Source organism: Pseudomonas paraversuta (genome assembly GCF_904063065.1).
Lineage (GTDB): Bacteria > Pseudomonadota > Gammaproteobacteria > Pseudomonadales > Pseudomonadaceae > Aquipseudomonas > Aquipseudomonas paraversuta.
The window spans coordinates 89,085-109,418 of the sequence record NZ_CAJFCL010000002.1 but is presented as its reverse complement, the minus strand read 5'-3'; the positions used below and the strand labels follow the sequence as shown (position 1 = coordinate 109,418).

The 20,334-nt window shown below is 59.9% G+C and carries 21 protein-coding genes; 12 read left to right on the top strand and 9 right to left on the bottom strand.

Annotated elements, in window-relative coordinates:
• Nucleotides 1-105: 105 nt before the first annotated feature.
• Nucleotides 106-999, bottom strand: a complete 894-nt coding sequence (locus tag JQ845_RS03640; protein WP_003446211.1) for a LysR family transcriptional regulator — start codon at nucleotides 997-999, stop codon at nucleotides 106-108.
• A 163-nt stretch (nucleotides 1,000-1,162) separates the two neighbouring features.
• On the opposite strand from JQ845_RS03640, the gene JQ845_RS03635 reads away from it, so the two are divergent.
• From JQ845_RS03635 to JQ845_RS03610, 6 genes are all read left to right on the top strand, one after another.
• The gene (locus tag JQ845_RS03635; RefSeq protein WP_203008332.1) at nucleotides 1,163-2,704 is read left to right on the top strand and encodes an MFS transporter; all 1,542 of its coding nucleotides are present in this window, start codon (nucleotides 1,163-1,165) and stop codon (nucleotides 2,702-2,704) included.
• Nucleotides 2,705-2,861: 157 nt separating this feature from the next.
• A complete protein-coding gene (locus tag JQ845_RS03630; RefSeq protein ID WP_003446214.1) occupies nucleotides 2,862-3,545 on the top strand; it encodes a response regulator transcription factor in 684 nt (227 codons plus the stop codon).
• Nucleotides 3,523-4,911 (top strand): sensor histidine kinase, encoded by a 1,389-nt coding sequence (locus tag JQ845_RS03625; protein WP_010656928.1) that lies wholly within the window; start codon nucleotides 3,523-3,525, stop codon nucleotides 4,909-4,911. Before JQ845_RS03630 ends, JQ845_RS03625 begins: the two co-directional genes overlap by 23 nt.
• 210 nt (nucleotides 4,912-5,121) lie before the next feature.
• Complete coding sequence (locus tag JQ845_RS03620) at nucleotides 5,122-5,928, top strand: ABC transporter substrate-binding protein (protein WP_003446218.1); 807 nt, start codon at nucleotides 5,122-5,124, stop codon at nucleotides 5,926-5,928.
• Between the two features lie 75 nt (nucleotides 5,929-6,003).
• Entirely contained in the window at nucleotides 6,004-6,732 is a 729-nt protein-coding gene (locus JQ845_RS03615) for an amino acid ABC transporter permease (protein WP_127196433.1), read from the top strand.
• 3 nt (nucleotides 6,733-6,735) lie between these two features.
• A complete protein-coding gene (locus tag JQ845_RS03610; RefSeq protein WP_203008331.1) occupies nucleotides 6,736-7,419 on the top strand; it encodes an amino acid ABC transporter permease in 684 nt (227 codons plus the stop codon).
• Between the two features lie 79 nt (nucleotides 7,420-7,498).
• Here JQ845_RS03610 and JQ845_RS03605 read toward each other — a convergent pair whose 3' ends face one another.
• From JQ845_RS03605 to JQ845_RS03590, 4 genes are all read right to left on the bottom strand, one after another.
• Nucleotides 7,499-7,834 (bottom strand): DUF3325 domain-containing protein, encoded by a 336-nt coding sequence (locus JQ845_RS03605; protein WP_003446223.1) that lies wholly within the window; start codon nucleotides 7,832-7,834, stop codon nucleotides 7,499-7,501.
• Nucleotide 7,835: 1 nt separating this feature from the next.
• A complete protein-coding gene (locus JQ845_RS03600) occupies nucleotides 7,836-9,374 on the bottom strand; it encodes a PepSY-associated TM helix domain-containing protein (RefSeq protein WP_203008330.1) in 1,539 nt (512 codons plus the stop codon).
• Nucleotides 9,371-9,661 (bottom strand): iron transporter, encoded by a 291-nt coding sequence (locus tag JQ845_RS03595; protein ID WP_203008329.1) that lies wholly within the window; start codon nucleotides 9,659-9,661, stop codon nucleotides 9,371-9,373. The genes JQ845_RS03600 and JQ845_RS03595 overlap by 4 nt, the downstream gene beginning before the upstream one ends.
• A gap of 119 nt (nucleotides 9,662-9,780) precedes the next feature.
• Nucleotides 9,781-12,039, bottom strand: a complete 2,259-nt coding sequence (locus JQ845_RS03590; RefSeq protein WP_003446233.1) for a FepA family TonB-dependent siderophore receptor — start codon at nucleotides 12,037-12,039, stop codon at nucleotides 9,781-9,783.
• A gap of 348 nt (nucleotides 12,040-12,387) precedes the next feature.
• On the opposite strand from JQ845_RS03590, the gene JQ845_RS03585 reads away from it, so the two are divergent.
• The 4 genes from JQ845_RS03585 to JQ845_RS03570 all read left to right on the top strand — a co-directional run bounded on the left by JQ845_RS03585 (nucleotide 12,388) and on the right by JQ845_RS03570 (nucleotide 15,078).
• Nucleotides 12,388-12,729, top strand: coding sequence for an FKBP-type peptidyl-prolyl cis-trans isomerase (locus JQ845_RS03585; protein WP_003446235.1), 342 nt, complete (start codon nucleotides 12,388-12,390; stop codon nucleotides 12,727-12,729).
• A gap of 40 nt (nucleotides 12,730-12,769) precedes the next feature.
• Entirely contained in the window at nucleotides 12,770-13,876 is a 1,107-nt protein-coding gene (locus tag JQ845_RS03580; RefSeq protein ID WP_203008328.1) for a DUF1615 domain-containing protein, read from the top strand.
• Between the two features lie 126 nt (nucleotides 13,877-14,002).
• Nucleotides 14,003-14,404, top strand: a complete 402-nt coding sequence (locus JQ845_RS03575) for an MbcA/ParS/Xre antitoxin family protein (RefSeq protein WP_003446239.1) — start codon at nucleotides 14,003-14,005, stop codon at nucleotides 14,402-14,404.
• Entirely contained in the window at nucleotides 14,404-15,078 is a 675-nt protein-coding gene (locus JQ845_RS03570) for an RES family NAD+ phosphorylase (protein WP_003446243.1), read from the top strand. Before JQ845_RS03575 ends, JQ845_RS03570 begins: the two co-directional genes overlap by 1 nt.
• Nucleotides 15,079-15,112: 34 nt before the next feature.
• On the opposite strand, the gene JQ845_RS03565 is transcribed toward JQ845_RS03570, so the two are convergent.
• The 4 genes from JQ845_RS03565 to JQ845_RS03550 form a co-directional block, all read right to left on the bottom strand.
• A complete protein-coding gene (locus JQ845_RS03565) occupies nucleotides 15,113-15,715 on the bottom strand; it encodes a hypothetical protein (protein ID WP_202210825.1) in 603 nt (200 codons plus the stop codon).
• A 1,307-nt stretch (nucleotides 15,716-17,022) separates the two neighbouring features.
• Nucleotides 17,023-17,184, bottom strand: a complete 162-nt coding sequence (locus JQ845_RS03560) for a hypothetical protein (RefSeq protein ID WP_156428477.1) — start codon at nucleotides 17,182-17,184, stop codon at nucleotides 17,023-17,025.
• The gene (locus JQ845_RS03555) at nucleotides 17,181-17,405 is read right to left on the bottom strand and encodes a hypothetical protein (RefSeq protein WP_003446247.1); all 225 of its coding nucleotides are present in this window, start codon (nucleotides 17,403-17,405) and stop codon (nucleotides 17,181-17,183) included. Before JQ845_RS03555 ends, JQ845_RS03560 begins: the two co-directional genes overlap by 4 nt.
• Nucleotides 17,406-17,445: 40 nt before the next feature.
• The gene (locus JQ845_RS03550; protein WP_203008327.1) at nucleotides 17,446-18,822 is read right to left on the bottom strand and encodes an aminotransferase-like domain-containing protein; all 1,377 of its coding nucleotides are present in this window, start codon (nucleotides 18,820-18,822) and stop codon (nucleotides 17,446-17,448) included.
• Between the two features lie 85 nt (nucleotides 18,823-18,907).
• Here JQ845_RS03550 and JQ845_RS03545 point away from each other — a divergent pair, with 85 nt between their 5' ends.
• Both JQ845_RS03545 and JQ845_RS03540 read left to right on the top strand, forming a co-directional pair.
• On the top strand, nucleotides 18,908-19,873 hold the full coding sequence (locus JQ845_RS03545; protein ID WP_003446249.1) for a threonine dehydratase: 966 nt from the start codon (nucleotides 18,908-18,910) through the stop codon (nucleotides 19,871-19,873).
• A 56-nt stretch (nucleotides 19,874-19,929) separates the two neighbouring features.
• Nucleotides 19,930-20,331, top strand: a complete 402-nt coding sequence (locus JQ845_RS03540; protein WP_003446250.1) for a hypothetical protein — start codon at nucleotides 19,930-19,932, stop codon at nucleotides 20,329-20,331.
• Nucleotides 20,332-20,334 lie beyond the last annotated feature (3 nt).

Genomic DNA, 20,334 nt, shown 5'->3' with positions numbered 1-20,334 from the left:
AAGCAGGTGCCGAACAGCATCCATGCCTGGTAAAAAGTGCGCGATTGTACTGGGTCTACAGGTAAACGCACCTATACCAAGCAGATATTCAGAAAGACCGGGTTGTTAGTTGGCAGCCGGCGTGAAGGTACGAAAATCATGTTTCACTTTGGCAATATAACGGGCCACCACCGGGGACTTTTCAAACCGGCGGTGAATCAGGGACAACCATGACGTTGCCGCGCAGCCCTCGATCGGCCGGTAAATCACATTGGGCAAACTGATATGCCCGACCACCGACTCCGGCACCACCGCCACCCCTTGCCCCAGCGACACCAGAGCAATCACCGCCACCAGGCCACCGGGCTGGGCGCCGAGCCTGGGGGCGTAGCCACCCTGGGCCGCAACCTGCAAAGTGCCGCTGATTTGTTCGGGCAGGATAAAGGTCTCGTTTTGCAGGTGTTGCGCGCTGATGCCTTTAAGACGCGTGAGCCATGAATCATCCGTCAGGGCCAGTACAAAACCCTCGGCATTCAGGCCAATCGCCTCCAGCTCCGGAGGCAAGGCCATGGGTGAACGCACGTAACCCAGGTCGAAGCGGCCTTCCACCACACTCAGCGGCAGGTCGGCCATCGGCGCTTCTTGCACATTGAGACTGACTTCGCTGCAGTCCCGGGAAAAAGCCTGCACCTGGCGTTGCAACACGCCGGAGTAAACCGCCGACGCAACGTAGCCCAATTCGATATGCCCCACTTCACCGCGCCCGGCCCGCCGGGCATTGCGCTGCGCCAGTTCGAACTGGCGCACTGTGGCGTCAGCCTCGGGCAGCAAGGCCTGGCCTGCTTCGGTCAGGCTGACCTGACGTTGCTGGCGAATAAACAGACGCACCCCCAGTGCATGCTCGAGGTCCTGGATTTGCCGGCTTAGGGTAGGCGGCGCAATCCCCAGCACTTGCGCGGCGCGGGTGAAGTTGCGCTGTCGGGCGACAGCCAGAAAATAGCGGAAATGACGTATGTCCATACCAGCATTAGCTCAAAGGTAATGAAGTCAGGGTTGGCAGCTAACAGACTCTGCCATGTAGCGCGATAGTCTGTGGCCACCCCACACTAGAGAGAAGGGAACCTGCCCGTCAAACCAATTACCTGCAAAGCAATGTTGAGACCCATCATCCAGGAACTGCGCCATGAAAACTGTCAGCCCACGCCTGACCCTGCTGACTGCCAGCGGGGTGTGTTCGTTAATCGTGCTCGATACCAATATCGTCGCGGTCACCCTGCCCAGCATCGCCCGCGACCTTGGGGCCAACTTTGTCGATATCGAATGGGTGGTCAGCGCCTATATGTTGGCATTTGCGGCCCTGCTGCTGCCTGCCGGGAGCATTGCCGACCGCTTTGGCCGCAAGAAAACCCTGTTCTGGGGTTTAAGCATTTTCATCCTTGCCTCCATCGGTTGCGGCGCTGCCCCCAACAGCCTGTTGCTGGAGATCGCCAGGGCCGTCAAAGGGGTTGGCGCGGCCCTGTTGCTGACTTCAGCATTGGCCTCCATTGGCCACGCCTTTCATGACGAGGTCGAACGCGCCAAGGCCTGGGCGTTCTGGGGGGCGTGCATGGGCGTGGCGATGACGGCTGCACCGACCCTTGGCGGCCTGATCACCGAATCCCTGGGCTGGCGCTGGATTTTCTACCTCAACCTGCCCGTGGGCTTGCTGCTGATGCTGCTGGTCAGGCATGCCATTGCCGAGTCCCGGGATCCCCAGGCAGCCCGTCTCGACCCCTGGGGCAGCCTGGCCTTCAGCGCCAGTCTGCTGTGCCTGATCTGGGGCCTGATCGAAGCCAACCGCATTGGCTGGGACAGCCCGATGACCTATGCCCGCCTGAGTGCCGGAGCGTTATTGCTGGGCTTGTTCGTATGGGTCGAGGCGGTGCAACGGCGGCCCATGATTGACTTGAAACTGTTCCGTCACCCGCGCTTTATCGGTGCCCTGCTCGGGATGTTTGCCTACGCCGGTTGCGCACAAGTGATGATGACGCTGCTGCCGTTTTACCTGCAAAACGGCTTGGGCTTCAGCGCCGTCGCGTCGGGCCTGGGCATGTTGCCGTTTGCCCTGGCCATGCTGATCTGCCCGCGTATTGGTGCCCGCCTGGCCTCGCACGTCAGCCCGGCCAGCCTGATGGCGGCAGGCCTGACCCTGGTTGGCTGTGGCAACCTGCTCAGTGCCTGGGCGGTGGACCATGGTGGCTACTTGAGCTTTGCCCTGACCACTGCAGTGACCGGTGCCGGAGCCGGCTTGCTCAATGGCGACACACAGAAAAACATCATGGCCTGCGTACCCCGGGACCGGGTGGGCATGGCGTCCGGCATGAGTACCACCATGCGCTTCAGCGCCATCGTGCTGGCCATCGGTGTATTCGGTGCCTTGCTTGGCAGTCACACCGAGCAAAACCTGCAGGCCAGCCTCAGGCAGCAAGCGCGGCCGTGGCTTGAACAGAGCCACTTTATTGCCACAAGGGTGGTGGCGGGAGACATGCCGGGGGCCCTGAGCCAACTGCCAGAGGCAGCCCGCACACGCATTGAACCGCTGGCAACCCGGGCTTTTGTTTCCGGCTTCGGGGTGGTGCTGTGGGTGGCCGGGATCCTGGCCTTGCTGGGCGCACTGCTGGTGGGGACGCTGATGCGCAAACCGATACCGCAGATGGCAACCGCGCGGCCGGCCCTGCAGGAATGACCCGGTCTGCAGGCGCGAGCTTTTTCAAGATCAAAAGATCGCGGGCATGCTCGCTTCTGCGGCGCTAACCTTTCGAACATGAAGAAATATTCAGAAACGTTTCAGCTTTTTGTGGGCAAAATGTGCTCACTGCACAAAAGGCCCATCAGGTGACGGTATGACCCGGATTTTGACCATCGAAGACGATGCCGTAACGGCAAAAGAGATCGTGGCTGAGTTGAGCAGCCACGGCCTGGAAGTAGACTGGGTAGCCAATGGCCGCGAAGGTCTGGTGCGCGCCGTGAGCGGCGACTACGACCTGATCACCCTCGACCGCATGCTGCCCGAGCTCGACGGGCTGGCGATTGTCACCACCCTGCGCACCATTGGCGTCAGCACCCCGATCCTGATGATCAGCGCCCTCTCCGACGTCGACGAGCGGGTTCGCGGCCTGCGCGCAGGTGGCGATGACTACCTCACCAAACCCTTTGCCAGTGACGAAATGGCCGCCAGGGTTGAAGTCTTGCTGCGCCGCAAAAGCCCGGCCGACAAACACGAAACTTCGCTGCGGGTCGCCGACCTCGAACTCAACCTGATCACCCGCGAAGCCAGCCGCGCCGAGCAACAACTGAGCCTGCTGCCCACCGAATACAAGCTGCTGGAATTCCTGATGCGCAACACCGGGCAAATCCTCTCGCGCATGATGATCTTCGAGGAAGTCTGGGGTTATCACTTCGACCCGGGCACCAACCTGATCGACGTCCATATCGGGCGCCTGCGCAAAAAAATCGACCCCCAGGGCCAGGTGCCTCTTATCCGCACCGTTCGAGGCTCGGGTTATGTCATTGCCGAACCCCTCTAAGGGCTGGCGTTCTTCCAGTAGCCGTCTGCTGGCGCTGTACAGTTTTCTGTTCGTGGCCTGGAGCTGCATCCTCATGGGGGTGCTGTACTACGAGGTTTCGGATTACCTGGGCAACCTGGCCAAACACTCGTTGATGCAGCGCCAGCACCTGTTTGCCCGTTTTCAGGGCGAGCAACTGGACGAAGCGCTCGCCACCAGCATGACGTTCGATATGCGTGCAGTTGATGCTTATGGACTGTTCAATGCGCAGCACCAGCCCCTCAGCGGTCCGATACAAAGCATCCCCGAAGGTCTGCCACTGGATGGTCGGATCCATGAACTGAGTACCTGCATCGACTCCGATGATCCGAACCTGCCGCAAGACAGCTGTGATGCCGTAGCCACGCAGACCCGCGACGGCCGCTGGCTGATACTGGTGCGCGATAACGGTTCGCTGTTTGCCGTGACCCGGATCATTTTGCATGCCCTGCTCTGGGGGTTGTCGCTGACCATCATTCCGGGCATTGCCGGCTGGCACTTGCTGCGCCGACGTCCGCTGCAACGCATCAGGGCGATTCAGGCCAGCGCCGAAGCGATTGTCGCCGGCGATCTGACCTGCCGCTTGCCGCTGTCCAACCGCCGCGATGAGCTGGACATGCTGGCCGCCATTGTCAACGCCATGCTCGACCGCCTCGAGCGGCTGATGCACGAGGTCAAAGGGGTATGCGACAACATCGCCCACGACCTGCGCACCCCGCTCACCCGTTTGCGGGCGCAGCTGTACCGGATCCGGCAGCAAGCCGTCGAAGGCTCTGCCCAGGCCTTACAAATGGATGAAGTGATTGGCGAAACCGACACCCTGATGGCGCGTTTTCGCGGGTTGTTGCGCATCTCCGAACTGGAAGACCACCAGCGTCGTTCGGGCTTTGTGCAACTCGACCCGCGGCCTTTACTCCAGGAGGTGTACGACTTTTACCTGCCCCTGGCGGAGGAAGGCCAGGTCACCCTGACCCTGGATATGCCCGAAACCCTGCCCGGGCTGACGGGCGACCGGGCGTTGCTGTTTGAGGCGCTGGCCAATCTGTTGAGTAACTCGATCAAATTCACCCCGCCCGGCGGTGAAGTGATCCTGCGGGCGGTGAACGATGAAGGCAGTCCGCGCATCGAAGTGCTCGATACCGGGCCCGGCATACCACAAGCGGAACGGGTGGCGGTGTTCCAGCGTTTTTACCGCAGCGATGACAAACATGGCGGGTTTGGCCTGGGTCTGTCCATCGTCGCGGCCATCGTCAACCTGCACGGTTTCAGCCTCGATGTCGGCGACCGCGAGGGCGGCGGTGCGAAACTGACGCTGCACTGCCGGCAAAGCCTGATCAAAGTGGGCTGAGCCGCCACCCACCACCCCCTGTAGGAGCGAGCTTGCCTCGCGAGCTTTTAGCGATCCGCAATACAACGCAAAAAGCTCGCGAGGCAAGCTCGCTCCTACAAGGGCGCATATACCCAAAGAGAATAACCAAATAGTTTTATATTCTTTTTTAAACTCTAAATTTCCTGCAAGACTCTCGTCATAAGCATTCCAACTCATGATGAGAACGAAATGAAAAAACTCACTGCCCTCACCGCTCTGACCCTGGCTGTTTTGTCGGGGCTGGCCCACGCCGATCGTCTGGATGACATCAAAAAGTCTGGCGTGCTGCGCGTAGCTTCCTTTGACAGCAACCCGCCATTTGGTTTTGTCGATGCCAAAAGCAAGCAGATCGAAGGCCTGGACGTGGACTACGCCAAGGCCATCGCCGACAAACTCGGGGTAAAACTGCAGTTGCAGCCAACCAACCCGGCCAACCGCGTACCGCTGCTGGTCGCCAACAAGGTCGACCTGGTACTGGCCAACTTCACCATTACCCCGGAGCGCGCCGAACAGGTGAACTTCAGCATTCCCTACTTCGCCTCAGGCCAGCAGTTCATCGTCAAGAAAGGCACGCTCACATCCCCGCAGGAGCTGAACCAGTGGCGCGTGGGCGTGGACAAGGGCACGGTCAACGAAGGTGTACTGCGCGAGAAATTCCCCGGCGCCAAGGTGGTGGCCTATGACGATACGCCGTTTGCCTTCACTGCCCTGCGCAACGGCAACGTGCAGGCCATTACCCAGGACGGTCCGAAGCTGATCGGGCTGCTGGCCAATGTGCCGGACAAAGACAAGTACGAAGTGCCGCCGTTCACCATATCCAATGACTTGATCGGTGTCGGTATTCCAAAAGGTGAAGAGCGCCTGACCGAAGTGGTCAACCAGACCCTCACCGACCTCGAAGCCCAGGGCAAGGCCCAGGGCATCTATGACACCTGGTTCGGTCCGACCACCAAGACTCCGCTGACCCGTCTGTACAAGATTGGCGACAAGAGCTGATCAGACTTCGCAGCACCTTCAAGCCCGTCACGGTCAACCGGACGGGTTTTGTTCGTTTCTGGATGGACCCTGTTTATGTTTGGTGAACTGCTTGGCCCGAAATACCTGCACTGGTTGTTCGATGGTTTTGTACTGACCCTGATCCTCTCGCTCCTGACCTGCCTGGTCGCCACCGGGCTGGGTTTTCTGCTGTGCCTGGCACGCATCTCGCCGTCCCGTCTGTGGTCGTGGCCGGCACGGGCCTACCTGGCCCTGTTTCGCAATACACCGCTGCTGGTGCAGCTGTTTTTCTGGTACTTCGGGGTCACTGCGATGCTCCCCGAGGGGCTGGTGATGTGGCTCAATCAGCCGCGCAGCCTGGCATTGGGCCTGTTTGACATTGAATGGCCGTCCTTTGAATTCATTGCCGGGTTCTGGGGCCTGATGCTCTACACCGCCGCCTTTATTGCAGAAGAGTTCCGCGCTGGCGTCAGCTCGGTGCGGCTCGAACAGCGGGCGGCCGGTCTGGCCCTGGGCTTCACCCCGGCCCAGGTGTGGCGCTATATCGTGTTTCCCCAGGCAGTACGCACGGCCTTGGGACCACTGCTGGGGCAATACATGAATGCGCTGAAAAACTCTTCGCTGACCATGGCCATCGGCCTGGCCGAACTGTCCTACGCCTCACGCCAGGTCGAGACTGAGACCTTCAAGACGTTCCAGGCCTTTGGTTTCGCGACCCTGCTGTATGTGGCCAGCATTGCGCTGATCGAGGTGATCGGCCAAGGGCTTGCCCGCAGCAAGTGGTACAAACAGGGAGTGTTGTAGGCCATGGACTTTTCGGTAATTGGCGACAATCTGTCGTACTTTCTGCTCGGCGCCTACCCCGACGGCCCACTGGGCGGCGCGGCACTCACACTGCTATTGAGCCTGCTGTCGGGGCTGATCTCGGCGGTGCTGGGGCTGGTGTTGGGTATCGCCCTGGTGTTGCTTGACGGCAAGGTGCGCTGGCTACTGCTCGGTGTGCTCGGGTTTTTGCGGGCGATCCCGGTGGTCATGCTGATTTTCTGGAGCTACTTCCTGCTGCCCATCCTGTTAAAGGTTGACGTGCCGGCCCTGGCCACCGTGGTGTGTGCCCTGTCGTTGATCGGCGGCGCGTATCTGGCGCATTCGGTACATGCCGGCATCAGCAGCCTGCCCCCCGGGCAATGGGCGGCGGGCAAAGCGCTGGGGCTGAGCACCTGGCAAGTCCTGCGCCTGATCATCCTGCCCCAGGCCTTGCCGATGATGCTGCCCTCTTTCCTCAACCAGTGGATCACCCTGATCAAGGACACGTCGCTGGCGTATGTAATCGGCGTGGGCGAGTTGTCGTTCGTCGCCACCCAGGTGAGCAATCGGGTGATGGTGCATCCCACAGAAATCTTCCTGTTTGTGGGGCTGCTGTACTTCGTGTTTTGCAGCAGTCTGGACCTGATTGCCAACCGCTGGGTCAAGCCCGGAGCCAAGACCCGCTAACCCTGTAGGAGCGAGCTTGCCTCGCGAGCTCTTCGTTGGCCGCTCAAAGGCTCGCGAGGCAAGCTCGCTCCTACCAGGGTCAGGTCAGGGTGCTGATCACTGCCCACACCGGGGCAAATCCCAGGGGTAACCACACCGCCAGCCGCGGCCGGTATGGCAACAGCATCAGCAACCCGAAACCACTCAACGAGAGCATGCCGAACCAGCCGACAGGCCCCATGGCCCAGCCCCAGGCTTGCGCGCAAAAGTACAGGCTCAGCCCCAGGCTCAACCAGCCGGCCCCACGCAAGCCATGGCGCAATCCGGCCGGGGGCAGTTTGTGCCACAGCTGCTTGTAGTGGCGTTCAAGGCCCTGACAGAGCGCGAGCATGCCCAGGTAGGCGAATGCCCATCCAGCAAAAAAATCAGCCAGCATTTCAATTCACCTCGGCCATGACTGCAGTCTTTTTACGCGGCACCCGCTCCACCACCGGTTGCGAAACTTTCCAGCACGCCCACAACAGCATCGCCCCCAGCGCCATGGCCGTCAGTTCGACCCCCATGCGGCTGGGCAACGCCCATGGCCGGTCTACCGTCAAGACACTCAATAACGGCAAGCCCAGGCACATCAACCCGGCCAGCCCCAACTGCTCGCGCCAGGCCTGCATGCGCGGTCTGAGCAAGGCATGCACCAGACTCAAGGCCCATACCCCGAAGAACACGTTCAGCTCTGCATCTGCCCGCTCCTTGAGCCCCACCGGCAACAGGTGATTACCCCACAGCAAGCTGACGCAGGCCAGGCTCAAACCGGCCATGACCGTGACGTTGATGGCCTCCACCAGGCGATAGAACACCTGCCCGGCCCGGCTTTCACTGGCGTATTTACGTCGCCGTTTGACGGTGAACAACACCAGGCCGCTGGCGATCATGGCGCTGCTGATGAGCCCGCAAATGAAGTACAGCCAGCGCATCGGGTAGCCGCCAAACTGGGCGAAATGCAGGCCGGAAATCACCCGATGGGTAAGCACCGTCGCACGCATTTCGGTCGGCCCGGACAGTTGCTCACCGGTGACGCCATCAAAGCGCATGCCCTGGCCCTTGGTCAGGGCAATCCGGTTACCCAGAATCGGCCGGATCTGGATCTGGGCATTGCTCTGCCCGGGGTTGCTGATGTTTACCCCGCTCAATGGGCCCATTACCTCACGGGCCTTGGCCAGCAATGGCCCGATTGCCACCAGCGGCGCTGGCCCGGCCACTTGTGGGCGCTGGATCTCAAGGGCCGCTGGCGCAGAGTCCTGAGCCTTGAAAAAAGCTTCACGGTTGCCATCGAACAGCGCGTCCATGGCCGCAGGCATGTAAATCACCAGGAAAATCGCCAGTCCGCTGTAGGTGATCATCAAGTGGAACGGCAACAGCAGTACGGCGCTGGCGTTGTGGGCGTCGAGCCACGAACGCTGGCCCTTGGCCGGGCGGAAGGTGAAGAACTCCTTGAAGAATTTTTTATGAATCACGATCCCGCTGACCAGCGCCGCCAGCATGCCCATCGCCAGAGCGCCCACCAGGTAGATGCCGAGCATGCGCGGCATATGCAACGTGAAGTGGAACAGGAAGAAAAAACGACCACCCACCGTTTCGCGCACCGGCAAGACCTCGCCGGTCACCGGATCAAGGGTCACCGAAACTCCGTCCCGGCGCCCGCCCGTGGAGGCCTGCAACTGTGCAGAACGTTCGTAGGGCAAGCTGATGCCCCACTGTTTGGCGTCGGGCTTGTGGGCGCGCAAGTAATTCAGTGCGGTGTCCACCGCCTGCTCATTGCTCAGTTGGTGGGCGGGTAATTCGGGGTGCATCCAGTTGTCGATTTCCTGATCGAACACCGCGAGGCTGCCGGTCAGGAAGATTACGAACAATAACCAGCCGACCACCAGGCCGCCCCAGGTGTGCAGCCAGGCCATGGATTGGGTCAGAGTCTGCTTCATCCCAGGCGCTCCAGCAGTTGTGGCCAGAAACCGATAGCGCCCAGAGGGACCGCCAGTACGGCGCCCATCCAGGCCGACCATTGCTGGCGGGCAGCAAACGCCCAGAGGATGGCAAAGGTGTAAATCACAAACGACAGCAGGCTGGCGATGACCATCGAGTCCACGTTATCCAGCGGCAACAGGCGCGCCAGTGCCGCAGTAAAGGCATAGGTAAAGACGTAGCCGCCGACCAGTGCCGCCAGCGTACGAGACAGGATCGGCACCCAGGCCGACGTTGTGATGTTCATGTTTTAATCCTTGATCGAACCCCGGGTTTTCACCGGCACCAGATGCGACAACGGCGCGGCACCCGCGTGGGTGTCGCGCCTGTTAATGCCTGCTCGTGCCGAACAGGCCCGGGTTGTTATCAGAACGAACTGGTCACCGAGGCGAAGTAGGCACGGCCTGCCTCGTTGTAGGTTTGTGCGCCGGCTTCGTCAGCGTTGCCCTTGCGGTACAACTGCTTGTCGAACAGGTTGTTGATGCCCACCCGCACGCTGAAGTTTTTGTTGAATTCATAGCCGCTGCTCAACCCCACCAGACCATAGGGATCAACCGGTTGCTGGACCGACTTGTCCAGTTGTTCGTTGGCCCGGTTGTTGCGCTTGGGCGCTTCCTGTTTGCCGTAGTAAGTACCGCTGACCTGGAACGACAGTGCTTCGGTGGCGTACCAGTCCAGCGTGGTGTTGAGCGTGTACTTGGGGATGATGCTCAGCGGGTCGCCGGTTTCCTTGTCCTTGCTTTCGATCATGTAGGTCAGGTTGGTGTTCCAGTCCAGATCCTCGCGCAAGTTGACGAACAGATTGCCTTCGACCCCCTGAACGATCGCCTTGCCACTGTTTTCCCATTGCAGCACGCGACGCCCGTTGGGCAGGCGGAACGCCGACTCGTTGCTGGCGTTGATCTTGTTCTGGTAGTCGTTACGGAAATAGGTCGCGCTGGTACGCCAGGTACCTTTGTCGAACGCCAGGCCGATTTCTTTGTTGATACTGATTTCCGGCTTCAGGTCCGGGTTGCCCACCAGGTAGCAGCCACCGATGTTGGCCTCGACCACGCTGCAACCGTTACCCCGGCTGTACAGCAGGTAGTTGGGGTTGGACTGGTACAGGTTCGGGGTTTTGTAAGCCCGGGCGATACCGCCCTTGATGCTCAGCTCGTCAGTGATCTGGTGCGAGGCGTTCAGGCTCGGGCTCCAGTTGCCGCCAAACTCATTGTGGTGATCGAAACGTACGCCCGGGGTAACGATGGTTTTGGCGCCGACTTCAATGTTGTCCTCGACGTAGAACGCGTAGCTGTTGGCGGTGGTTTTGGTCTGGCTACGGTCCTGGCCGGGAATCGCAGCATCGCCGTTGGCACCCGGGTCCCAGCTTTGCGGACGCAACGAGCCCGGATCATTCAGTGACTCGTACAGGTATTCGCCACCCACCGTCAGGACCTGGGCGGTGCCCATGGTCAGCGGCAAGTTCACTTCGCCGGTGGCGCGGGTATTGCGCAGGCGCGATTCGAACCGGCCGGCGCTCTCTGAAGGAGCGCCTTCACCATAACCGGCCAGGCCTTCGTTAAGGCGCGCGTTACGGGTCAGGTCGTGGCTCAGCGAGGCGGTGGTTGAGCCCCAGTCAAACGAGCCATTGTGGGTCGCCGAAAAGGTACTGCGCTGCAGCACGCTGGTTTCTTTGCCGGTGAGGCTGTTAACGAAGTCGCCACCGCTGTTGAGCATGGTGTCACCGGCAAAAATATTGCCCTGACGGCTGTAGCTGGCTTCCAGGTCCAGGCTTTGTTCCGGAGTGAACTGCCAGCTGAGCAAGCCGTTGACGTCCTTGTTGCGCACACCTTCGCGCCCCGCTACCACGCTGTCAGGCGAGGCCTGGGCGGCCGTATTGATGCCCGGATCATCGGCGTCGGTCTTGTTCACGCCGCCGTATACGCGGAACACCAGATCATCGGTGATCGGGCCGCTGAGGTTGAAGTTGGTACGCTTGCTGATGCCTTCGGAGTCGTCTTCAGGTGACAGGTAGTAGGCCGTGAGTGAGCCGCTGAGCTTATCGGACGGGCGCTTGGTAATGATGTTGACCACCCCGCCCATGGCCCCGGAACCGTAGCGGGCAGCTGCCGGGCCACGCAGGATTTCAATGCGTTCGACTTCTTCGGCCGGTACCCAGTTGGTTTCGCCCCGGGTGTCACGGTCGCCGCTCCAGCCGTAGCGCTGGGCGTTGCGCGAAGAAGACGGCTTGCCGTCAATCAGGATCAGGGTGTTCTCCGGGCCCATGCCGCGCAGGTCGATCTGGCGGTTGTTGCCGCGACTGCCGCTGGAGCTGTTACCGGTGAGGTTGACCCCGGGCTCTCGGCGGATGATGTCGGAGAGGTCATTGGCCGGAGGACGCTTTTTGATGTCCTCTGCGGTAATGATCGAGACGCCTGGCGCCTGCTTCAGCTCTTGTGCAGCGGTACCCAGTACCCGGGTTTCCTCCAGTTGCACTGCTTGCCGGGTGCCATCGACCGGCAGGTCGCTGGCTTGCACCGGGACCTCATCGCGATCACGCTCCAGCGCGTCGGCGAGCAAGGTTGGCGAAGCAAGTGCGGCGACTATAGCCAGAGAAAATTGACTGCGTTTGAATCGAGACGACATGTCCAGTTGATCCCTTAACAATGGAGTGTGCTCAGCAGGCCAAAGGCTGGGATCGCGTGTGAACGGTCCGGATGGACCCGTGCTCGATTAGCGCTCCCCGGCACTGCCAGGGTCGCAATGATAAACAATCTCATTTAAGAGTAAAGCGCATTTGATAGTGATACTCGTTAAAAAGTTCCCTTGGGCCTTTGTTTTAGAGCCTTTGGCGGACAAAAAATATTAAATCGATTGCCGGATCCGTACCCTCTACAGGGCCAACAGTGCTCATTGCAGCGCCAAGAACATCACGGGCAAGCTCGCTTGGGCAGGGTAAACTGTTGCCCCTCTTCACTTTTTGAGTCCCGCATCATGGCTGACGAACTAAAGATCAATGACCTGGTACTGGGCGATGGCAAAGCCGTGGTCAAGGGCGCCTTGATCACCACCCAGTACACTGGCTGGCTCGAAAATGGCACAGTGTTCGACTCATCGTTCGAACGCGGCAAACCGTTCCAGTGCGTGATTGGCACTGGACGGGTAATCAAAGGCTGGGACATCGGTCTGATGGGCATGCAGGTCGGCGGTACGCGTACCCTGCAGGTTCCGGCACACCTGGCCTATGGTGAAAGAAGCATGGGCGCACACATCACGCCGAACTCGAACCTCAGGTTCGAGATCCAGTTGCTGGAAGTTCTGACCCGGGACGATTAAGTACCTTGCGCCGGGCCATTTTTTGAGGAGTCAAACCCTGTTGAACCGAGTCTTCCTGCAGTATTTGCTGCTTGCTCCATTAGCCGTGCTTGCCGGTTGCAGCAGCCAGGGCACTCAATCATTACCCGACCGGTCCCCGGAGCAGGTGCGGGCCAGGGTCGTGCAGTTGCTGCCGGCCAGCATTGCTGATCGCCAGGGCTGGGCCACTGATATCCAGGCCGCCTTTGCTGCGCAGGGCCTGGCCCCCAGTGATGAAAACCTGTGTTCGGTACTGGCCGTGGCCGAGCAGGAATCCAACTTCCAGGCCGACCCGCCGGTGCCGGGGCTGGCGAAAATCGCCCGCACTGAAATCAATCGCCGCGCCAGCAAATTGCATATCCCCGAATTTGTGGTGCGCAGCGCGCTGAACATCAGCTCGGCAAATGGCAAAACCTACAACCAGCGCCTCGACGCAGCCCGGACCGAGGGTCAACTGAGCGCCATTTTTGACGACTTCATCGGCATGGTGCCGCTGGGTAAAAGCCTGTTCGGCAATCTGAACCCGGTGCATACCGGCGGCCCGATGCAGGTCAGTATCGCCTTCGCACAAAAACAGGCGCGGGATTATCCGTACCCGGTTGCAGGCTCAATCCGCCAGGAAGTCTTCACCCGCCGCGGCGGTATGTATTTCGGTATTGCCCACTTGCTGGGCTATCCGGTGGACTACACGCAATCGCTGTACCGCTTTGCCGACTTTAATGCCGGCTGGTACGCCAGCCGCAATGCAGCCTTTCAAAACGCCGTGAGCCAGCTCTCCGGCATACCTCTGGCCCTGGACGGTGACCTGACCGTTCCCGGGTCCTATGCCCTGGGTTCTACCGAGCGGGCGGCGCGCGCACTGGGCAAGCAGCTCGACCTCAGTGACAACGCCATCAGAAACCAGCTGTTAAAAGGCGACCGCCTTGAATTTGACCAGACCGATCTGTACCGCAAGGTGTTCGCCATGGCCGACCGCCAACAGGGCAAACCCCTGCCCCGCGCCGTACTGCCGGGCATTACCCTGCAAAGTCCGAAAATTACCCGCACCCTGACGACTGCCTGGTTTGCCAAACGGGTGGACGAGCGGCGCCAGCGCTGCATGAACCGGGCAAGCGCCTTGAAATCCTGAAGGGCCACGGGAGCCTTGTCGCAGCCTGCAGCAGCAAGCCCCCAGACTTATTCGCTTGCGAACATAATGATTGAAAAAGTTCATATGCGGAGTAAGGTAAGTATGACCTTATCCTAGGAGAGCGCCATGGGTCTCGCCGCCAGAAACACCGAACCCGACATCACCACCGGTGATGCCGGCCGCGTCGCCCTGACCTTTTTCTTCAATCTCATGGAGCATTGGGGTTGCAGCAAAGAGCAGCAATGCACGTTGCTGGGGGCGATTGGCAACACCACCTATTTCAAATACAAAAAGCTGCCCAACGTGCGCTTGCCCCACGACACCCTGGAGCGTATTTCGTATCTCATGGGGGTGCACAAAGCGTTGCGCATCCTGTTCAGCAACCAGCCTGAGCGCGCCTACGAATGGGTGCACAAACCCAATGCCGCGGCGCCGTTCAATGGCCTCACGGCCCTGAGCTACATGCTCGGCGGTCAGGTTGTCGACCTGGCTGACGTACGCCGCTACCTCGACGGGGTGCGCGGCTGATGCCCGGGGTTTTGCCCGACTGGGACAAAGCCTGGCGCCTGATCAACAGTGCGTTCCCGCCGATCTCGGTGTTTGAAGACACCCTCGACCCGGCAGACCTCGAACTCGCCTATGCCCTGGAAGGGCTGACCAATGACCGCCTGCGCGATGAAGCCGGCCTGCTCGCCCGGGTCAGGCCTGAAGACCGGCTGTCTGGCCAGGGCTCAACCCCGGTGATGGCGGCCTTTACCCATATCGGCCGGGCCAGCCGTTTTACCGATGGCAGCTACGGGGTGTATTACTGCGCCAGCAGCCTTGAAGCGGCGATCGCCGAGACCTGCTTTCATCAGGAGCAATTCTGGCGAGCCACCCGGGAAGCCAGTATTGAAATCACCCTGCGCACCTATATCAACAAGGTGTGCCGGCCAATGCTCGACGTACGCGCAGAACCCTCCCTGCATCAGCCCTCTCCCGCCACTTACGGCATCCCCCAGGCCTTTGCCCGGCCACTACGGGAAGAAGGGGCATGGGGCTTGCTGTACAACAGCGTGCGCCTCGAAGGCCACGAATGCGTGGCCGCGTTTCGCCCGCCGGCACTGACGTTGCCGGTGCAGGGGCCGCATTTTCGTTATGTGTGGGATGACAAGAAGCAGGCAATCGCCTGGGTATTGCAGGTCAGCGAGGTGGTGTTTTAAACCGCCGGGGGTGACATCCCCCCGGCGTATTCACTTACAAGCCATCGCCAGGCTTGAGGGTGCGCTCGGCAACAGCTTCGGCGCTCTTTTCCTGCCATACCGGCCAGTACTCGGCACGTTTTTTCTCAACGCTGGCCTTGACCCGCTCGTACCAGGCCAGGGACTTGGGCGAGTTGGTCACCAGGTCAGTGTCTTCAACCCAGTCCTTGAAGTTTTTCGACTTCAGACTGTGGGACGCATCCGGGTCGTTGCTGACCGGCCACAGAGAGAAACGGGCTTTCCACAACCCCATACGCGGTGTTACCAGGGCGTAGTAGGTTTTGCCGGCCACCAGGTCAGCTTCCATAAAGTCAGCCGCCTCGGACACCACCATAAAGGTGTGCTTGCCCGCTGTGACCGGGTGCGCGATTTTCGTACCGTTGGCCATCACCCCAATAAATCGGGTCTTGCCATCCGTCACTTCATACAGCGACGAGGTAATCGCCTTACCGGTAAAGGCGTCGCGCATAAAGACCACTTGTGCCATGTCCGGGGCAGCGGCTGGCAGCGTCTGGTCGGCCACCGGGGTCATCGGGTTGCCGGCGCAGCCGGTCAACAACAGGGTGCCCAACAAGGCAAATACATATAACGCGCGCATCTACAGCTCCTTTGAGTCGCTATTTCCTTACCCGGCGTCTGCCAGGCCGGCGGCATTATCGGTACTCGTTGCCTTGAAGGGAACCTGTGAACTCTTCAGGCCGTCGCAACCCGGATCAACGGAGCCAGGGTTTAGGTGATCGCATTCAAATACTGCCCCGTATGCCACTGAAGCCTGCACCCACGGTCGGATTTGCTTTTTCATCCGAAACGTCCGAATAACTGAGCAGCCGCCTACTACGTCTATAGGAACCGTAGTTAATTGTGAACATAGCTATTCAAAAGACTTCCGCGTCTGGGACGAGGGGGTGGATACAGCAAAAAGCAGGTCGAGGAGCCGTTGAATAGAAAGCGCTTATCACTCGCGCTCACAAAACATCGACCCCTGCCATCTTAAACTTACCTGCGTGCAAACCAACGCTTCGACGGTGTCTTTCCGGGAACACACGCGACTTGCAGAACAGCGCCAACAAACGCAATCCACCTGACTATAGAGTCACCCTCAAAGCAACCCTTGAAAGGCAAATACAATAAAATATAGCCATCGCGTGCCACACCAAGCTGGATGCCTCCCCAAAGTACGAGAAATATAAAGAAAAACCAAAACCTTCGAGGTGTAAGATTAGCACCCGAGAGGCTTCGTGAGATTGAGTAAAAGATCAGAAAGACGCCCAGGGATAAAAGAAAATACACGACCACTGCAAAGAATTGATTACTGGTCACGACTGCTGGCCTCCACAGACAGGGTGTTTATTGTTGTGGTGTTGGAAATAACTTCAAATGTGAGTGCCGCCTTACTTGAGTGTTCATATCCACGCACAAAATCGGCGCGTACATACCTAAACAAGCGCCATGCTTACAGACGGCCGAATAATCGCAGCGACTGGATTTAGAGGTATCCTTTAGTTGACCCATCTTTCACTCCCAACAACGGTACCCGGCGCTCCCTGCCTGACAACCTTATGGTATCGAACAGCAAAGTATTCCTGCAGATTGACGTCATTAGCCAAGAGTGCGTGACCTTTACCGTCGATCGTCATGTAACAGTCATTATCCATATGCACCACGTCTTTTAATCAGCGGAGCATTCTATGACACGCAACTCATTCAGACCGTAGGATACATCCGAAAAACAACCTGCATAGTTCGAGATCAATAACAGCATATTATTGAAAGACCTGACCCGGTATTTTGCGGGCAGGCTATAAAATTGAATACTCACTTTATGTTGCACTGTTGCCAAACCCGAAAGGTTTAAAAACGGCGTAAACGGTACCTCTAATACCAGAATACTGATTTTGCTGGTAATCAATCCCCTTGGATATCACTGGCGTTGTATACGACATTCAATGCCTGATTTTCTTGCTCGATGGCAACGCTGAAAGACACCAGGCGAGCACTGCAGACATGGAGCAGGCGGTGGACAGCAATGCCATTGCCGTCACCGATATCCGGAAGTGAATCCTTCACACAGTGTATTGCTTGAACAGCTCCTCCTTGATAATCAGCAACGCGTCTTCGTAGTAACGCTCGCCCCGGGCCTCGCTGAGCAATACTGAACGCACACTGCCTTCGCCTTCGCCAGGGGTGTGTTCGCAGGTCAGGTAGAACTCGGCCGTTTCGGGCCTGAATTCCAGGTAGTAAAACAACTCGCGGCCTTCGCGGTGCCAGTAGCCTATTTCTCTGCGCATGGGTGTCCCTGGTCGGTGTTTGCGGCTGATCGCGGCGATGCTATCGCGAGCACGCCCGCTCCTGGAGGTTTTTATCCAGGCCGATGATACCGGCGATGCGCTCCAGTGCCACTTTCAGGGTCAGGGCACTTTCGGCAGCCGTCAGGCTGATGCGCACGCCATTGATGGTGGTGGATTTCACCGCAAACACGTCCCCGGGCACTACATCCACACCGGCGCCGCGACAGGCCTCGGCGAGCGACACATCGCCCTGGGCAACGCTGAGCCAGATATGCGGCGACGGAGTGTCGGACTGGTACATGGCCGCCCCCAGCAGTTTTTTCGCCAGACGCCAGCGCCGGGTCACTTCAAGGGTTTGCCACTGCGCGCGCTCATGGGCCGTTCCATCGTTTATCCACTGGCAGGCAATGGCCACGCACAGCGGCGCAACCCCCCAGTGAGCGGACTGGGCATGGGGGTCAATGCGCTCCAGCAATGGCGCACTCGCCACGATCCAGCCCATGCGTACCCCCGCGGCGACAGTCTTGGACAAGCTGCTCACCAGCACCCCGAAATCCGGTAAATAGCGGTACAGCGGCGGACTGTCGGTCAGCGCCCCGTAGACATCGTCTTCGACCACCCAGACCCCGTGGCGCCGGGCGATCCGGGCAATCTCCTGTTTGCGCTCGACACTCATCAGCGCTGAAGTCGGGTTTTGCAGGGTTGGCGTGAGCACTGCAATCCTGGCGCCCGTGGCGCGGATCATGCGGTCAAAATCCTCCGGCACGATACCTTGGCAATCCATCACCACGCCATGCATCGGCAGGCGTAACTGCGCGCAGGCGGCCTTGATTCCCGGTGCGGTAAAGGCTTCGACCAGGACCGGTTCACCGGCCTGGCATAACGACAGCAACACCGTGAACAGGCCTTGCTGGGCACCGGTGCAGAGCATGATGTTATCTACTGCCAGTTCCAGGCCCCGGCCCTTGAACCATAGCGCTCCCTGCACCCGCGCCCGCAGCAGGTCCGCGGCACTCAGATAACCTTGCAAGCGGATTGCCTGGCCGCTAGCCAGCAAGCCCGACAATGCCTGCGCATCGCTTTGGCCGATGTGATCAATGGCCGGGACATTGGTTCGCAGATCGATCCGGGCAGCCTGCTCGTCGACCTGCTGCAAACGAAACAGGGTCGCCTCCTGACTGCCCGCCAGCACATAGGTCCCGCGCCCGACTTCACCCGATACCAGATGCCGGCGCGCAGCCTCGCGGTAAGCCTGCATGGTGGTGCTGGGGTTCCAGCCCAGGGCCCAGGCCAGCCGCCGTTGCGGTGGCAGGCGCGCCCCCGGCTTGAGATCGCCACAGGCAATGGCCCGGGCAATGGCCTCCACCAGCGCCAGATAGCGCGGTTGCGGGGATTCGCCGAGGTCAGGTATCCACATTTATTGTTGGCCATGCAATATAAGGGTCGGCCCATACAATGCCGCGCGCCTAGAATCGAGTCAAACCCCTGGATGACGGTGCGCCATGTTTGATTTGAACTCCCTTCGCCTCGCCGCTACTGATGTGTACCGCAGCATGGCGCCTACCCCGCAACTGGCCTGGCCGCTGCTGGCCGATCGCCTGGGTTGCACGGTGTGGGTCAAGCACGAAAACCACACCCCCACCGGCGCCTTCAAAGTGCGCGGCGGCCTGTTGTATGTGCAGGGCCTGCTTGCGCGCGAGCCCGCTATCAAGGGGCTGGTTACCGCAACCCGTGGCAATCACGGGCAAAGCCTGGCGCTGGCCGCCAGCCGCATGGGGCTGACAATCAGCATCGTGGTGCCCGAGGGCAATTCCCTGGAAAAAAACGCCGCCATGCGCGCCATGGGCGCCACCGTGATCGAGTGCGGCAAGGACTTCGATGAAGCCCGCAGCAAAGCCGCCGCCCTGGCCCAAAACCATGATTTGCATCTGGTCCCGGCCTTCCATCCCGACCTGATTCGAGGAGTGGCGACCTACGCTCTGGAATTATTCGAAGCCGTAAGTGAACTGGATACGGTGTATGTACCCATCGGCATGGGCTCGGGAATTTGCGGGCTGATCCGCACCCGTGATCTGCTGGGGCTCAAGACCAGGATCGTCGGCGTGGTGTCGAGCCATGCCGATGCCTTTGCGCAAAGTTTTGAACAGGGCCGGGTCATCTGCACCGATACCGCGCACACCTTTGCCGATGGTCTCGCTTGCCGCCAGCCATTGCCCGAGTCGCTGGCAATCATCGCCAAAGGCGCGGCACGGGTTATTCGGGTGTCGGACCGGGAAATAGCCAACGCCATGCGCCTGTGCCATGAAACCACCCACAACACCGCCGAAGGCGCAGGTGCCGCCGCGCTGGCCGGCTTGATCCAGGAACAGGCGCAGCAGCAAGGCCGGCGGGTGGCGGTGATTCTGAGCGGAGCCAATATTGACCGCCAGCTGTATGCCGGGATTCTGGACGAAGGTTTTGACGCATAAGCCCCTGATAGCGCTGCGTCTGGACGCCTGAACCGCAGCGCGACTATGCTGGGCCAATGACTCCTTCCCCGGCCGTGCGCTCTCCCTGCCCTCCCGGCGCCTGCAATTGCGAGCGGGAACAGCTGTTGGCGACGCCTGAGACCGACCTGCGCATCCTCAGCCTGACCCGCCAGGCTGAGAAAGTCCTGCTGCAACGACTGGAGAACATTCAAAGCCTCAGCGACCTCGAACATATGCAGCGCCGGATGCACGAGCAGCTGGGCATCCGGGTGGCCATCGAGCCCGGCTTCAATGAGGTGCGGACCATGCGCGGGATCGACATCCGGGTGCTGGAGCAACCCGGCCTGTGCCGCAAAACCCGCCAGGAGATCCCTGCAGCCATCCGCCGCGCACTGCAAAAACACCCCGAAATTGCCTACAAGCTGCTGGACAGCCACGACCTGCTGCGCGACACCTGAGTC

Coding starts and splice junctions, on each gene's coding strand:
- JQ845_RS03600 (WP_203008330.1), bottom strand. CDS start 9,374: ATGAAGCAGACTCTGACCCAATCCATGGCCTGGCTGCACACCTGGGGC.
- JQ845_RS03565 (WP_202210825.1), bottom strand. CDS start 15,715: ATGCGCGCGTTATATGTATTTGCCTTGTTGGGCACCCTGTTGTTGACC.
- JQ845_RS03620 (WP_003446218.1), top strand. CDS start 5,122: ATGAAAAAACTCACTGCCCTCACCGCTCTGACCCTGGCTGTTTTGTCG.
- JQ845_RS03630 (WP_003446214.1), top strand. CDS start 2,862: ATGACCCGGATTTTGACCATCGAAGACGATGCCGTAACGGCAAAAGAG.
- JQ845_RS03570 (WP_003446243.1), top strand. CDS start 14,404: ATGCCCGGGGTTTTGCCCGACTGGGACAAAGCCTGGCGCCTGATCAAC.
- JQ845_RS03635 (WP_203008332.1), top strand. CDS start 1,163: ATGAAAACTGTCAGCCCACGCCTGACCCTGCTGACTGCCAGCGGGGTG.
- JQ845_RS03625 (WP_010656928.1), top strand. CDS start 3,523: ATGTCATTGCCGAACCCCTCTAAGGGCTGGCGTTCTTCCAGTAGCCGT.
- JQ845_RS03575 (WP_003446239.1), top strand. CDS start 14,003: ATGGGTCTCGCCGCCAGAAACACCGAACCCGACATCACCACCGGTGAT.
- JQ845_RS03595 (WP_203008329.1), bottom strand. CDS start 9,661: ATGAACATCACAACGTCGGCCTGGGTGCCGATCCTGTCTCGTACGCTG.
- JQ845_RS03640 (WP_003446211.1), bottom strand. CDS start 999: ATGGACATACGTCATTTCCGCTATTTTCTGGCTGTCGCCCGACAGCGC.
- JQ845_RS03555 (WP_003446247.1), bottom strand. CDS start 17,405: ATGCGCAGAGAAATAGGCTACTGGCACCGCGAAGGCCGCGAGTTGTTT.
- JQ845_RS03605 (WP_003446223.1), bottom strand. CDS start 7,834: ATGCTGGCTGATTTTTTTGCTGGATGGGCATTCGCCTACCTGGGCATG.
- JQ845_RS03615 (WP_127196433.1), top strand. CDS start 6,004: ATGTTTGGTGAACTGCTTGGCCCGAAATACCTGCACTGGTTGTTCGAT.
- JQ845_RS03540 (WP_003446250.1), top strand. CDS start 19,930: ATGACTCCTTCCCCGGCCGTGCGCTCTCCCTGCCCTCCCGGCGCCTGC.
- JQ845_RS03550 (WP_203008327.1), bottom strand. CDS start 18,822: ATGTGGATACCTGACCTCGGCGAATCCCCGCAACCGCGCTATCTGGCG.
- JQ845_RS03585 (WP_003446235.1), top strand. CDS start 12,388: ATGGCTGACGAACTAAAGATCAATGACCTGGTACTGGGCGATGGCAAA.
- JQ845_RS03545 (WP_003446249.1), top strand. CDS start 18,908: ATGTTTGATTTGAACTCCCTTCGCCTCGCCGCTACTGATGTGTACCGC.
- JQ845_RS03590 (WP_003446233.1), bottom strand. CDS start 12,039: ATGTCGTCTCGATTCAAACGCAGTCAATTTTCTCTGGCTATAGTCGCC.
- JQ845_RS03610 (WP_203008331.1), top strand. CDS start 6,736: ATGGACTTTTCGGTAATTGGCGACAATCTGTCGTACTTTCTGCTCGGC.